The organism is Klebsiella sp. 141203, from assembly GCF_032601985.1.
Lineage (GTDB): Bacteria > Pseudomonadota > Gammaproteobacteria > Enterobacterales > Enterobacteriaceae > Klebsiella > Klebsiella aerogenes.
Genome location: NZ_JAQIRL010000002.1, coordinates 222525 through 235869 on the forward strand (window position 1 = coordinate 222525; position 13345 = coordinate 235869).

A 13345-nucleotide genomic window follows, 5' to 3' on the forward strand; every position below is an offset into this window, starting at 1 on the left:
TCATTACTCACGGTGGTAAGGGTGGTTAGTCGTAATGCTCCACGCACGATACAGGCTCTCAGCGACCAGCACGCGAACTAACGGGTGAGGCAACGTGAGCGTGGAAAGCGACCAACTCTGTTCCGCTGCCGCTTTGCAGGCCGGAGAGAGACCTTCCGGGCCGCCAATGAGTAAACTGACGTCCCGGCCATCCTGCTTCCAGCGTTCCAGTTCTCGCGCCAGCTGCGGCGTATCCCACGGCTTACCGGGAATATCCAGGGTCACGATACGGTTCTTGCCTGCGGCCGCCAGCATCATTTCGCCCTCTTTTTCGAGGATGCGTTTGATATCGGCATTTTTTCCGCGCTTACCGGCAGGGATCTCTACCAGTTCGAACGGCATATCTTTTGGAAAACGGCGCAGATATTCGCTAAAGCCGGTCTGAACCCAGTCCGGCATTTTGGTGCCAACGGCCACCAATTGTAGCTTCACGCATTAACTCCAGAGTTTTTCCAGCTCGTACAGACGACGGCTCTCTTCCTGCATGACGTGAACCATCACGTCGCCCAGATCGACCACGATCCAGTCGGCGGCGGCTTCACCTTCAACGCCCAGCGGCAGCATCCCGGCGGCGCGGGATTCCTGCACCACATGGTCGGCGATGGACATCACGTGGCGCGTAGACGTGCCGGTGCAAATAATCATGCAATCGGTGATGCTGGATTTGCCATGTACATCAATGGCGACGATGTCCTGACCTTTCAGGTCATCAATTTTGTCGATAACAAAATCCTGGAGTGCTTTACCCTGCAAGTGTTCCCCCTGGGTGCGTGAAGAGTGATAACAATAACGAGCCTGACAGTATACCCGAAGTCATGGCAATGTCGGGAGAAAAGTCAGCTTTCAGCCCTTGAAAGCGGGCTATCATCCCATCCCTTGCCGACGAATGCATCGCCATTTTTGTAAAACAATTTCTGCAAGATGCGTATAGCGGGTGTAGCCTGGCTGCGGAGAATAACAGCCTGCATTTGGCTGTCAATGGGCGACGATTAATTCTTATTCCGCGCGCCACCGCGCCTGGCTATTTAATACCCGCAGGGTAGTAAAATCGTGGTGTCGTTCGATAAGGCTCCAGCTACCGTGGGCGAGGGGAAAATGCCACATTGCTGCCGCAGGCATCTGCAATAAAAGTGCGATTAACAGGCTTAAAGCGCCCTGGTGGCCGACGATCAATAGATTATCCCGCTGCTGATATTGCCCGAGGGTGGCGGCAAAAGCCGCGATACGCTGCGCGAAGGCCTGGAAACTTTCGCCGTTGGTCGGCGCAGCATGTTGCCAGTCTTTGCACCAGGCGGCGTAGTTCTGCGGGTCATCTTGTTGCAGATCGCGATGGTGGCGCATTTCCCAATCACCAAAAAACATCTCATTCAACGAAGGAATCACTTGCCGTGGGATTGGCCGTCCAGCGAGCAATAAGTCGGCGGTATGCTGGGTTCTCTCCAGCTCGCTGCACAATACCAGCTCGAAAGGCACCGCCCGCAGATAGTCACCCAGCGAGCGAGCCTGCTGGATCCCGCGTTCGGTAAGAGGGGTTGGGGCATGACCGCTATACAGTCCGTCGACATTAGCCTGCGTTTCGCCGTGGCGAACCAGCCATAATTTCATGATGCACTCCGTGGAACTCGCGTAGCGTAACGATATCCCCGTAGCGGGTTCTCAGCAATAGAGCTTCTGCTGGTGAATGTAGTCCAGCACGGCTGCAGGCAGCATATCGGCGCAGGAGACGCCCTGCTGCAGACGCTGGCGAATCAGCGTAGCGGAAATATCGAACCACGGGGTTTCCGCCAGATAGATAGCTCCGGCGGGGCGGTTATGTAACTGCTCGACGTCGTGGGTGAGATGTTTATCGAGCCATTGCTGATCTTCTTCACGCTTCATCGCCAGTGGATATCCCGGGCGGCGGCAGACAATCAGATGGGCGTTATCGAGGATCGTGGCGTAGTTATGCCAGGTGGGGAAGGTCAGCAGCGAATCCTGGCCGATGATAAACGCCAGCGGCCGCTCGGGCCCCTGTTCCTGCCGCCACTCCTGCAACGTTTGCGCCGTCCATGAGAGGGTATCGCGTCGCAGCTCGCGCTCGTCGAGGACAAACAGCGGTTTGTCCGCAATCGCCAGCTTGAGCATATGTACGCGCTGGGCGCTGGTGGCCTCCGGCTGCGGACGATGCGGCGGGACATTATTGGGGACGATAATCACCCGGTTAAGACCGATCTGGTTAGCCAGAATTTCTACCGGCTTCAGGTGGCCATAATGCACCGGATCGAAGGTGCCGCCGTACATCGCCTGCAACTGAGTCATATCAACCATCAATGAAAACGTCTGCCAGCGCTTTATGGCAGAGCAGTAACGAAAGACTTTCCAGCTCGGGCCATATTGACTGGCCATAATCTTGTTTGAAGGTGAGCTCGGCGCGGGTTAATAACGTGACGGCCTGGCGTAGTTGCTCGGCGCTGAGGCGCGTGAGCGCGTCGCCAACCAGTTGACGGCGGTTCTGCCAGACCCGGTGTTTATCAAACAACGTGCGTAGCGGCGTATGCGCCGACTGGCGCTTCAGGTTCACCAGCAGCAGCAGTTCGCGCTGCAACGTACGCAACAAAATGGCGGGTTCGCAGCCCTCAAGCCTCAACTGCTGCAGGACGTGCAGTACGCGCTTGCTTTTGCCGGCCAGCAGGGCATCGACCCAGTGATACGGCGTGAAGTGGGCGGCATCATTCACCGCCTGTTCAACGCGAGGCAACGTCAGCTTGCCGTCAGGCCACAGCAGCGAGAGCCGCTCCAGCGCCTGCGCTAACGCCAGCAGGTTACCTTCATAGCAGTAGCACAGCAGTTGGCTGGCGGCGTCATCTAATTGCAGCTTGTTCTGTTTAGCGCGGGCGGCCAGCCAGCGCGGTAGCTGCGCATATTCCGGCGTCTGGCAGCTGACCTGTACGGCGCGACTGGCAAGCGCGGTCACCCATGCTGCATTTTCCTGGGCTTTGGTAAGCTTGTTGCCGCGGACAATAAGCAGCAAATCTTCATGCAGCATACCGACCAGAGTGGCAAGCTGTTCGTTAATCGCCGCATTCGGGCCGTTTTCCGGCAGAATAAGCAGAAGCGTCTGGCGACTGGAAAAGAGGCTCAGCGCCTGACTTAAAGAGAAAAGGGCGGGCCAGTCGGTGCTGGCATCGATGGTCGCGGTGTGATGTTCGGTAAAGCCCTGAGCGGCCGCGGCTTCGCGGATCGCATCCTGGCTTTCCTGTAACAGCAATGGATCGCTACCAAGCAATAAATACGCCGCGCGCAGCCCTTCAGTGAGCTGCGCGCGGAGTTGTTCCGGGTACAACCGAATCATCAGTTACCCAGCGTAGTGGAGACGCGGTTGCCAGAGGTCGAGGTGGCCGGGGTTCCAGACACCGGCTGCTCAGCCTCTTTGGTGGCTTCGACATCCGCAACATGCACGCTCGGCAATTTGCGGATCAGTTGTTCCGCGGCCTTGTCGTACATCTCTCGGACAATCATGTCCTGCTCGGCATCTTTCGCCAGCGCCGCCTGCGGGTTATCGAAGAACGAACGATAAACCTTGGTATTGATTGGGTAAATGTCATGACCCGGTATCAATACGGTGGCGTTAACGGTCAGCACCATCTGGTATTCAGCAGTACGACCATCCTGGAAAATGGATGCCGTATCTTTCTGAATGGATGAGTTACCCAGACGCAGGGACGGAACGTCCTTACGCAGCGTATCGGCATCGATCAGCTCGACGCCATTCAGACGCAGCTGATTGCGTACCGCACGGCTTAACGGACCATTCGGATCGCTTGACTGGAAAATCATAGTTTTCATTGTGGTTGGAACCTGCGTATTGCTACGCAGATGCCAGCCGCAACCGGCGGTGATTAACACCGCCAGAGATAACAGCATTGTTGCCAGATATCGCACGCTTCCTCCCGCGCTTAGCCAACGACCAGATTGAGCAGTTTGCCCGGAACGTAAATCACTTTACGTACGGTCACGCCTTCAAGGTATTTTGCGACCAGATGTTCCTGGCCTGCACGTTCACGAACCTGCTCCTCGGTTGCATCTACCGCAACGGTAATTTTACCACGAACTTTACCGTTTACCTGGACGACGACCAGAGTCGTGTTTTCAACCATTGCACTTTCGTCCGCTACCGGCCACGGCGCATTATCGATATCGCCTTCGCCGCCCAGTTCTTGCCACAAGGTGAAGCAGGCATGCGGGGTGAACGGGTTGAGCATACGTACCACGGCCAGCAGAGCCTCACGCATCAGCGCGCGATCCTGCTCGCCTTCCTGCGGCGCTTTCGCCAGTTTGTTCATCAGCTCCATCACCGCGGCAATGGCGGTATTGAAGGTCTGACGACGGCCGATATCATCGGTCACTTTGGCAATCGTTTTGTGCACGTCGCGACGCAGCGCTTGCTGATCTTCGCTGAGGCTTGCCACGTCCAGGGCGACAGCCGGGCCCTGAGAGGTATGCTCGTAAACCAGTTTCCAGACGCGTTTCAGGAAGCGGTTTGCACCCTCTACGCCGGATTCCTGCCACTCCAGGGTCATTTCAGCCGGAGACGCGAACATCATGAACAGACGTACGGTATCCGCGCCATAACGTTCAACCATAACCTGCGGGTCGATACCGTTGTTCTTCGACTTGGACATTTTGCTCATGCCGGTGTACACCAGCTCACGACCCTGCGGATCGAAGGCTTTGACGATGCGGCCTTTTTCATCACGCTCAACGGTGGCGTCAATCGGTGATACCCAGTTACGCTCGCCGTTTTCGCCGACGTAGTAGAACGCATCGGCCAGTACCATGCCCTGGCACAGCAGCTGTTTGGCTGGCTCATCGGAGTTCACCATACCGGCATCGCGCATCAGCTTGTGGAAGAAGCGGAAATAGAGCAGGTGCATAATGGCGTGTTCGATACCGCCGATATAGATATCCACCGGCAGCCAGTAGTTCGCGGCATTCGGATCCAGCATGCCTTTATCGTACTGCGGACAGGTATAGCGAGCGTAGTACCAGGAAGACTCCATAAAGGTGTCAAAGGTGTCGGTTTCACGCAGCGCCGGCATGCCGTTAACGGTGGTTTTCGCCCACTCAGGATCGGCTTTGATCGGGCTGGTGATGCCGTCCATGACCACGTCTTCCGGCAGGATAACCGGCAGCTGATCTTCCGGCGTCGGCATCACGGTACCGTCTTCCAGGGTCACCATCGGAATTGGCGCGCCCCAGTAACGCTGGCGGGAAACCCCCCAGTCGCGCAGGCGGTAATTCACTTTGCGCTCGCCAACGCCCATCGCGGCCAGTTTGTCGGCGATGGCGTTGAAGCCCGCTTCGTAATCCAGGCCGCTAAATTCGCCGGAGTTGAACAGCACGCCTTTCTCGGTCAGGGCCTGCTCTGAGAGATCCGGTTCAGAACCGTCGGCGGCGAGGATTACCGGCTTGATGTTCAGGCCGTATTTGCTGGCAAACTCGTAGTCACGCTGGTCGTGACCCGGAACGGCCATCACCGCGCCGGTGCCGTACTCCATCAGCACGAAGTTTGCCGCCCATACCGGGATGGCTTCGCCGGTCAGCGGGTGAATAGCTTTAAAGCCGGTGTCGACGCCTTTTTTCTCCATTGTCGCCATGTCAGCTTCGGCAACTTTGGTGTTACGGCATTCGTCGATAAAGGCGGCCAGCGCCGGATTATTAGCCGCAGCCTGCTGCGCCAGCGGGTGACCGGCAGCGACCGCCAGGTAGGTGCAGCCCATGAAGGTATCCGGGCGGGTGGTGTAGACGGTCAGCTTATCGGCGTAGTCGTTGACGTCAAAGGAGATTTCTACCCCTTCAGAGCGGCCGATCCAGTTGCGCTGCATGGTCTTAACGGTGTCAGGCCAGTGATCCAGATTATCCAGATCGTTGAGCAGTTCGTCGGCGTAGGCGGTGATTTTAATAAACCACTGCGGGATCTCTTTGCGCTCAACTTTGGTGTCGCAGCGCCAGCAGCAGCCGTCGATAACCTGTTCGTTAGCCAGCACGGTCTGATCGTTCGGGCACCAGTTGACCGCGGAGGTTTTCTTGTATACCAGGCCTTTTTTATACAGCTCGGTGAAGAATTTTTGCTCCCAGCGGTAGTATTCCGGGGTGCAGGTCGCAATTTCACGGCTCCAGTCATAGCCGAAGCCCAGCTTTTTCAGCTGGTTTTTCATGTAAGCGATGTTGTCGTAAGTCCACGGGGCCGGCGCGGTGTTGTTTTTCACCGCTGCGCCTTCCGCAGGCAGACCAAACGCATCCCATCCGATCGGCTGCAGGACGTTTTTGCCCAGCATGCGCTGATAGCGCGCGATGACGTCGCCGATGGTGTAGTTACGCACGTGACCCATGTGTAGTCGACCAGAAGGATAAGGAAGCATCGACAGGCAGTAATACTTCTCTTTGCTCTCGTCTTCAGTTACTTCAAATGTACGATTTTCGTCCCAGTGAAGCTGGACTTTCGATTCTATCTCTTCCGGGCGGTATTGCTCTTGCATGGCAGCCAGTGGTCCTGTTTTCAATACAGCTACAAAATGTAGCCAATGGATGTGTTGTTTCAGATCGGCATAGCATAGCCCAAACGTCCACGTCAAAACAGCCTTTCGCACATTAACATCGGCAAAAGCGACGTAGAATTTTTCGCGACTCTGTGGCGTGGCTGGCAATGCAAACCGCTGATAACGTCTATTATTAGAAGCAGTTAATCACACCGGAGGCGAAATGATGAACAAGGTTGCTCAATATTACCGGGAACTGGTCTCCTCGCTCAGTGAACGGCTGCGCAATGGAGAGCGTGACATTGACGCGCTGGTGAAACAGGCGAGGGAGAAGATAGTCCAGGCCGGCGATCTGACGCAGAGCGAGGTTGAATCACTGATCGCGGCGGTAAAGCGCGATTTAGAAGAGTTCGCCCGCAGCTACGAAGAGAGCCATGAAGATGATAGCGACAGCGTCTTTATGCGGGTGATCAAAGAGAGCCTGTGGCAGGAGCTTGCTGATATTACGGATAAAACGCAGCTTGAATGGCGCGAGGTATTCCAGGATTTGAACCACCATGGCGTCTATCACAGCGGGGAAGTGGTGGGCCTTGGCAACCTGGTGTGCGAAAAGTGCCACTATCATCTGGCGGTATACACCCCGGATGTGCTGCCGCGCTGCCCGAAATGCGGGCATGACCAGTTCCAGCGGCGGCCATTTGAACCGTAAACGCTAAAGCAGCGATGCGCATTGCGCTGCGCATCGCTGAGTCATTACAGAACGGTATTGATTTCCGCAATCTTAAAGTATTGATATCCGCCCATCTCGCTGGCGTATTTGTATGAGGAGTTGAGGATCATCTTGTCGGCATAGATAGTGCCGACGTCGCAGGTACTCAATTTTAACCAGCCGCAGCCGCGACCGCCGTTAACTACCTTTTTAGCCGTCATGGTTAAGGTGCCGTTCGCCTGCAGTAAAGAATAGTTGTAAATATTCGCTTTATTCTGCGTATCCAGCAGCAGATCGCCGGTGCTGAAGATGGTGCCTTCATTTACGATATCAAATCTGGATGTGATTGAAATGGAGTCACCTTTTATGGAGCCCGTATTGTTGACCGGACCATGATCGGTAGTGATAGTCGCCGCCTTTATCGCGCCATTATTATTCAACCAATAGCTATGGGCGGTAAAAGCGTCTGTCGCTGTCATTTTGCCGTCAGTGCTCTGCGCCAACGTACCGTCGGTTTGCATATCGATATTTGCGCCGCTAATACTGCCTAAGTTGTAAATCTCACCGGTGTTGAGGGTGCTGTCCTGATTTAACGATTTCACGGCGACATTACTGGTCGCGGCGATGGTTCCGGTATTTTTAAAATTAGTACCAATAAAATTCAGCGCGACGTTGTTACCGTTAATCGTACCGGCATTGGTGAAATTACCTAGCGAGGTAGCGGTAATCTGCGCATCCGAGGTGATTTTCGCGCCGGCATTGTTGGTTATCGCCCCGTTGCTGGCGGCCACCAGACTGGACGTCGCGCTAATCGTTCCGCTGTTCTGGATATTGCCGCTGGCATTGAGCACCAGCTGCTTTGTCGAACTAATCGTGCCCTTGCTGCCGTTGTTGAGAGCGCCATAGGTTGTAATCATGGTCATATTCTTGGTCGCCAGCGTACCGTTATTCGTGAAATTCCCGGAAGCGGCGATGCTGGTAAGGTAACCATTGCTGGCGATGGAGCCATCGTTGGTCAGTAATCCATTGTTGGTGATAGAAAGCGTCGAGTTGGCGGTGATTGACCCTTTGTTACGTACGCCAAAGCCCAAATTGTTGCCGACCATACTGATACTGTTGGCTTTAATGCCGCCCAGGCTACTGATATCAATGCTGTATACCGGACTTATCATTTGCAGGACGGTAGCGCTTTTACCTGCGCTAGTCATGGCGCCCGTGCTGTTGTCGAAGGTGAAGTTACCGCCGCCGACCGTGGCGTTACCTGCGTTGACCATGCCATTGATGGCGACGGCATCAGCCAGCAATGCGGCATAGCTGGTGGTGGCATCCATGCCCTTCTCGCCAATAGTAATTTTGCCATCGGTGATGGTATAGCTGCCGATAGCGCCTTCATCGGTCATATTGACCTGGCCTGTGGTTAATACCGCCTTGTTGGTATTAACGAAACTACAACCAGAGCAGGTAATGCCATTGGGGTTGGCAATCACGACATCGGCTTTTAGTCCGGCGACCTCAATAAAACCATTCAGGGAACTGGCTTTATTTGAGGTGACTTCATTGAGGATCACCGATGCGCCGCCGTTGGTCAGATTATTGTTTTTAGCAATATTGCCAAAAGTCGCGTGATTGATATCGCTGTCGCTGTTGTTGAGTATTAATCCATTGCTACCTACGTTAAATTCGCGATACAGATTGTGCGAGACGCCGGCGGCGTTAGGGGCTTCAATATCTACAACCGTTGCTCCTGACAGATGGGTGTAAGTCGTTGGGTCGGCGTACGCTATCGTAGAACTTAACGCCGCTGCTAACGCAACATAGGTTAATTTAAACTTAAACATGAATTTATTCCTTTAAATATGATTGATAATACGTGGGTTTTAATACTTCCATTTCAATGCGAAGCCCAGATTAAGTGAGTCGCTCTGAAAGTTATCCGGTTTACTTAGCGGCGTGCCGATAAAAAGATCATATTGTGTGAACAATAGCTTGCCACGTAATCCGCTAACCGCACCTGAAATAACTTTTCCTTGCCGATATTGTTCACTGCCAATAATACGACCAATATCTAATCCTAAATAAAATTGCTGTTCCGGGCCGGCGATATCCCAGATGAAATCATTACTCCAGTACCAGCCCTGATTGCCGGAGAGCGTATATTCGCCATCAAATCCACGGACCGTCCAGCGGTTGCCAATATTAAATTGGTTGTCCGAAGAGAGGATGTCCGGGCTATATTGCGCATTAACATGCGGTGCGTAACTAAATTTATCGCCGGTTACATCGAATTTCATCAAAGCCTGTAAATCGGCATGTACGACACGTGAACGCTTACTGAACAGGCCCGCTTTTTCTTCGGGCGTGGCGACGGAGCTTAGCCATGGAAGGCGGCGTTGCAGCCCCAGGCTGGCGGCGACGACTTTTTTATCGAAGTAGCGTTGCTGGCGGAGCGTCAGCTCCCATGTCGGGTTCTGTTTGCGCATCACCCCGAGTTCCTCTCCGCCAAAGTAGTAATGTGATGAGCTTTTGGCGATGCGTAAATCCAGCGACGTTTGCTGTTGACGAGTATGTGACAGGAGCCGCGACAGCGTCGCGCTGTAGTAGCGGTTTTTACTTTTATAGTCCGTTTGCGACCAGGCGCCTTTGAACAATTGCCTATATTGACTCTGCGAACCGTAAAGACTTAATGCCCAATAGCCGAAAGGGATCGAATAATACAGACTCCCATTCTGGTTGCCGTCATTATGCTGATTAAATTCAATATCGCCGCCGCCGGAGACATAGAATATATCGTTGAGCGTGGTGATATCATAAAGATAGAGCGCGCCGCCGGCCTGATAGCGGCCGCTGGCGCGGCTGCCGGCATCATCCATCCAGGCGCCGACCTGCCACTTTTTATCCAGACGCCGCGTAAGCTGCAGATTGCTTTCCGCCTCTCGCTGTCCCGGCAATATTTGCATATTCGCTGAGCTTCCCGGCAGGCGACGCAGGTTTTTCATCCCCTGTTCGAGATCGGAGAGGCGCAGAATATCTCCCTTGCTGGCGGGGATATTGTTCCAGATGCTGGTGGTTTGCTCACTTGCGGTTGACCAGAGTATTTCACCGATTTTGCCATAAGCCAGCTCGAGCCTTAATGTCCCTTCCGCCAATGATTGTTCCGGGATGGTCACCAATGAAGTGATATAACCCCAGGCGATTAACTCATTTTGTAATGCCATGGCGAGATGCTGAATGCCGTTAATCCCCAGACAACGATGCAGAGCCTGAGCTGTAAGGTTGTCCAGAAGCTGATGAGTGAGCTTCGGCTCGGCAGAATCGATATAAATATTATTGATGAGCCTGCAGTTTTCTTCCTCCGGAAAGGTGAGCGTTTGCCGGTCGGTATTAATTTGTGAAGCCTGGGCGGCCTGATGCTGTGGCGTCAGCGCCGCCTGACGCGCTTTATCCTGCTCGTTTTGATTCGTTGTGGCCGAGGCAATGGTGCTGGCAATAGCCTGATGCTGGCATAATAATAAAATTAGTAGAGCGTGAAGCAGATTGTGTTTATTAAACATGAAGCAAGATCCATTTGTTTCATTGAGTGTGTATGCCGTTGTTTAAGCGCGCTCAAGGCGTAGCGTAATTAAGCCCATAGGGTCATCTATAAAAATATTATTTTTATTGTTGATAATGTTATGTAGAGACGTATTTCCTGAGGTCGTTTTTAAAGGGGGGTATGTTAGCGGTGGCGGTAACGCTTAGCCATGCGAAGGAAACTGAATTTTATATGAATTAAACTAATTTAGAATGTGAATTATTAGGCGAGGAGGTTGAATTATTTATTTGCCAGATAGAAGGAAGCTTAAAATAAACCACTAATATATGTATGCAAATACCGCAGGGGAAGAAAGCGCGCACATGACGTGCGCGCTGGGATTTTAGTGCAGGATTTTGGCAAGGAAATCTTTAGCGCGTTCTGATTGTGGGTTGGCAAAGAAGGCTTCTTTATCGACATCTTCGACAATTTTACCTTCATCCATAAAGATGACCCGGTTGGCTACTTTACGGGCAAAGCCCATTTCGTGCGTCACCACCATCATAGTCATACCTTCGTTAGCCAACTCAACCATGACATCCAGCACTTCGTTGATCATCTCCGGGTCAAGCGCTGAAGTCGGCTCATCGAACAGCATCGCTATCGGATCCATGCACAGCGCGCGGGCGATCGCGACACGCTGCTGCTGGCCGCCGGAAAGCTGCGCCGGATATTTTTCCGCATGCGCCGCCAGACCCACGCGTTCCAGCAGCTTAAGTCCCTTTTTACGCGAAGATTCTTTATCGCGATTGAGAACCTTAATCTGCGCCAGCGTCAGGTTGTCGATGATCGACAGGTGCGGGAACAGTTCAAAGTGCTGGAATACCATACCGACGCGGGAACGCAGTTTAGCAAGATTGGTTTTCTTATCGTTAACCTGAGTGCCATCAACGATAATTTCGCCTTGCTGCACCGGCTCAAGGCCGTTAACGGTTTTAATCAGCGTCGATTTACCGGAGCCAGACGGCCCGCAAACTACCACCACTTCGCCTTTTTTCACTTCGGTGGAGCAATCGGTCAGCACCTGAAAGTGACCATACCATTTCGAAATATTTTTCAGGGTAATCATTACACAGTCCTTTTCTTCAACCAGCTGACCAACAGCGATGCGCTGAGACTAAATACAAAATAAACGGCGCCTGCGAACAGGATCATTTCCACTTGGGTTCCGTCGCGTTCGCCGATAGTGGAAGCGGTACGGAAGAAATCGGCCAGGCTCAGGACATACACCAGCGAGGTATCCTGAAACAGGACGATACCCTGGGTTAACAGCAGCGGGACCATTGCGCGGAAGGCCTGCGGCAGAATCACCAGCTTCATCGATTGCCAGTGGGTCATCCCCAGCGCCAGCGCGGCGCTCGACTGACCGCGGGAAATACTCTGGATCCCGGCGCGAATAATTTCCGAATAGTAGGCCGCTTCAAACATTGAAAATGCCACCATCGCCGAAATCAGGCGAATATCGGTTTTCGGCGACAGTCCCAGCACGTTTTGCAGGAAGCCGGGAACAATCAGATAGAACCACAGCAGCACCATCACCAGCGGAATCGAGCGGAAAACGTTAACGTAGGTCTTGGCGAACCACGCCAGCGGCAGGAAGCTCGACAGGCGCATCACCGCCAGAATCGTACCCCAGACGATACCGAATATAATCGCCGTGACGGTGATTTTCAGCGTAATGACCAATCCTGCCAGCAGGTAGGGCATGGAAGGGACAATTGAACTCCAGTCAAAATCGTACATTATTTGCCTCCCATATTGCCCGGCAGACGAACTTTACGTTCAACCACGTACATCACCAGCATAATGACGGCGTTGATGAAGACATAGGCGAGGGTGATCGCGGTAAAGGATTCCCAGGCGTGGGCAGAGTAATCCAGCAGCTTGCCGGCCTGCGCCGCCATATCCGCCAGGCCGATGGTAGAAGCGATGGCCGAGTTTTTTACCAGGTTCATCATTTCCGAGGTCATCGGCGGCACGATAACGCGATAGGCGTTCGGCAGCAGCACGTAGCGATAGGTTTGCGGCAGGGTCAGCCCCATCGCCAGGCCGGCATTTTTTTGCCCGCGCGGCAGAGACTGTATCGCGGCGCGAACCTGTTCGCAGACGCGGGCAGCGGTAAACAGCCCGAGGCACAGCATTGAGGAGACAAAGAACTGGATATTGGGATCCAGCTCTGACTTAAACCACATGCCGATGTTTTCCGGCAGAAATTCCGGAATAACAAGGTACCAGGTGAAAAACTGTACGATCAGTGGAACGTTGCGAAACAGCTCGACGTAGCAGGTGCCGATCCCGGCTAACCAGCGGTTAGGGACGGTACGCAGAATGCCGAACAGCGAGCCGACAAGGAAAGCGATAATCCAGGCGCTAATCGACAGCGCGACGGTAACCTGAAAGCCGCTCCATAACCAGCCTAAGTAAGTCGTGTTGCCGAACGGGGCGGGTTGCAGGAATATTCCCCAGTTCCAGTCTATTGACATAAATAAACTCCAGAAAAAAAAGGGT

The 13345-nt window shown here is 53.6% G+C and carries 13 protein-coding genes; 1 reads left to right on the forward strand and 12 read right to left on the reverse strand.

Features of this window, described 5'->3' with window-relative positions; translation table 11 throughout:
- Nucleotides 1-3: 3 nt before the first annotated feature.
- From rlmH to leuS, 7 genes are all read right to left on the reverse strand, one after another.
- Nucleotides 4-471, reverse strand: a complete 468-nt coding sequence (gene rlmH, locus PGR29_RS08710) for a 23S rRNA (pseudouridine(1915)-N(3))-methyltransferase RlmH (RefSeq protein WP_015367732.1) — start codon at nucleotides 469-471, stop codon at nucleotides 4-6.
- A gap of 3 nt (nucleotides 472-474) precedes the next feature.
- Nucleotides 475-792 carry a ribosome silencing factor gene (gene rsfS, locus PGR29_RS08715; RefSeq protein WP_002894623.1) on the reverse strand — a complete coding sequence of 106 codons (318 nt, stop codon included), beginning with the start codon at nucleotides 790-792 and terminating at the stop codon, nucleotides 475-477.
- Nucleotides 793-1035: 243 nt separating this feature from the next.
- On the reverse strand, nucleotides 1036-1644 hold the full coding sequence (locus PGR29_RS08720) for an adenosylcobalamin/alpha-ribazole phosphatase (RefSeq protein ID WP_316424414.1): 609 nt from the start codon (nucleotides 1642-1644) through the stop codon (nucleotides 1036-1038).
- 51 nt (nucleotides 1645-1695) lie between these two features.
- Nucleotides 1696-2346, reverse strand: coding sequence for a nicotinate-nucleotide adenylyltransferase (nadD, locus tag PGR29_RS08725; RefSeq protein WP_213794478.1), 651 nt, complete (start codon nucleotides 2344-2346; stop codon nucleotides 1696-1698).
- Complete coding sequence (gene holA / locus PGR29_RS08730; RefSeq protein WP_113373848.1) at nucleotides 2339-3370, reverse strand: DNA polymerase III subunit delta; 1032 nt, start codon at nucleotides 3368-3370, stop codon at nucleotides 2339-2341. Before holA ends, nadD begins: the two co-directional genes overlap by 8 nt.
- Nucleotides 3370-3960, reverse strand: a complete 591-nt coding sequence (lptE, locus tag PGR29_RS08735; protein WP_087860239.1) for an LPS assembly lipoprotein LptE — start codon at nucleotides 3958-3960, stop codon at nucleotides 3370-3372. The genes holA and lptE overlap by 1 nt, the downstream gene beginning before the upstream one ends.
- Nucleotides 3961-3974: 14 nt before the next feature.
- Complete coding sequence (gene leuS / locus PGR29_RS08740; protein ID WP_015704739.1) at nucleotides 3975-6557, reverse strand: leucine--tRNA ligase; 2583 nt, start codon at nucleotides 6555-6557, stop codon at nucleotides 3975-3977.
- A 226-nt stretch (nucleotides 6558-6783) separates the two neighbouring features.
- Between leuS and PGR29_RS08745 the strand changes: the two genes are divergently transcribed.
- Nucleotides 6784-7266: a zinc ribbon-containing protein gene (locus PGR29_RS08745; RefSeq protein ID WP_087860422.1), complete on the forward strand. Its 483-nt coding sequence runs from the start codon at nucleotides 6784-6786 to the stop codon at nucleotides 7264-7266.
- 44 nt (nucleotides 7267-7310) lie between these two features.
- Here the strand turns inward: PGR29_RS08745 and PGR29_RS08750 are convergent, their stop codons facing one another.
- The 5 genes from PGR29_RS08750 to PGR29_RS08770 all read right to left on the reverse strand — a co-directional run bounded on the left by PGR29_RS08750 (nucleotide 7311) and on the right by PGR29_RS08770 (nucleotide 13320).
- A complete protein-coding gene (locus PGR29_RS08750; RefSeq protein WP_213317391.1) occupies nucleotides 7311-9104 on the reverse strand; it encodes a filamentous hemagglutinin N-terminal domain-containing protein in 1794 nt (597 codons plus the stop codon).
- Between the two features lie 39 nt (nucleotides 9105-9143).
- Nucleotides 9144-10817, reverse strand: a complete 1674-nt coding sequence (locus PGR29_RS08755) for a ShlB/FhaC/HecB family hemolysin secretion/activation protein (protein ID WP_316424415.1) — start codon at nucleotides 10815-10817, stop codon at nucleotides 9144-9146.
- 363 nt (nucleotides 10818-11180) lie between these two features.
- Complete coding sequence (locus PGR29_RS08760; RefSeq protein WP_015367722.1) at nucleotides 11181-11906, reverse strand: amino acid ABC transporter ATP-binding protein; 726 nt, start codon at nucleotides 11904-11906, stop codon at nucleotides 11181-11183.
- Nucleotides 11906-12580: a glutamate/aspartate ABC transporter permease GltK gene (gene gltK, locus PGR29_RS08765; RefSeq protein ID WP_045381494.1), complete on the reverse strand. Its 675-nt coding sequence runs from the start codon at nucleotides 12578-12580 to the stop codon at nucleotides 11906-11908. Before gltK ends, PGR29_RS08760 begins: the two co-directional genes overlap by 1 nt.
- The gene (locus PGR29_RS08770; RefSeq protein WP_087860236.1) at nucleotides 12580-13320 is read right to left on the reverse strand and encodes an amino acid ABC transporter permease; all 741 of its coding nucleotides are present in this window, start codon (nucleotides 13318-13320) and stop codon (nucleotides 12580-12582) included. The genes gltK and PGR29_RS08770 overlap by 1 nt, the downstream gene beginning before the upstream one ends.
- Nucleotides 13321-13345: the final 25 nt, after the last annotated feature.

Excerpts from the sequence above, each read along its gene's own strand:
- leuS (WP_015704739.1), bottom strand. The coding sequence starts at position 6,557 with ATGCAAGAGCAATACCGCCCGGAAGAGATAGAATCGAAAGTCCAGCTT.
- PGR29_RS08720 (WP_316424414.1), bottom strand. The coding sequence starts at position 1,644 with ATGAAATTATGGCTGGTTCGCCACGGCGAAACGCAGGCTAATGTCGAC.
- PGR29_RS08770 (WP_087860236.1), bottom strand. The coding sequence starts at position 13,320 with ATGTCAATAGACTGGAACTGGGGAATATTCCTGCAACCCGCCCCGTTC.
- holA (WP_113373848.1), bottom strand. The coding sequence starts at position 3,370 with ATGATTCGGTTGTACCCGGAACAACTCCGCGCGCAGCTCACTGAAGGG.
- PGR29_RS08760 (WP_015367722.1), bottom strand. The coding sequence starts at position 11,906 with ATGATTACCCTGAAAAATATTTCGAAATGGTATGGTCACTTTCAGGTG.
- PGR29_RS08750 (WP_213317391.1), bottom strand. The coding sequence starts at position 9,104 with ATGTTTAAGTTTAAATTAACCTATGTTGCGTTAGCAGCGGCGTTAAGT.
- PGR29_RS08745 (WP_087860422.1), top strand. The coding sequence starts at position 6,784 with ATGAACAAGGTTGCTCAATATTACCGGGAACTGGTCTCCTCGCTCAGT.
- PGR29_RS08755 (WP_316424415.1), bottom strand. The coding sequence starts at position 10,817 with ATGTTTAATAAACACAATCTGCTTCACGCTCTACTAATTTTATTATTA.
- gltK (WP_045381494.1), bottom strand. The coding sequence starts at position 12,580 with ATGTACGATTTTGACTGGAGTTCAATTGTCCCTTCCATGCCCTACCTG.
- nadD (WP_213794478.1), bottom strand. The coding sequence starts at position 2,346 with ATGGTTGATATGACTCAGTTGCAGGCGATGTACGGCGGCACCTTCGAT.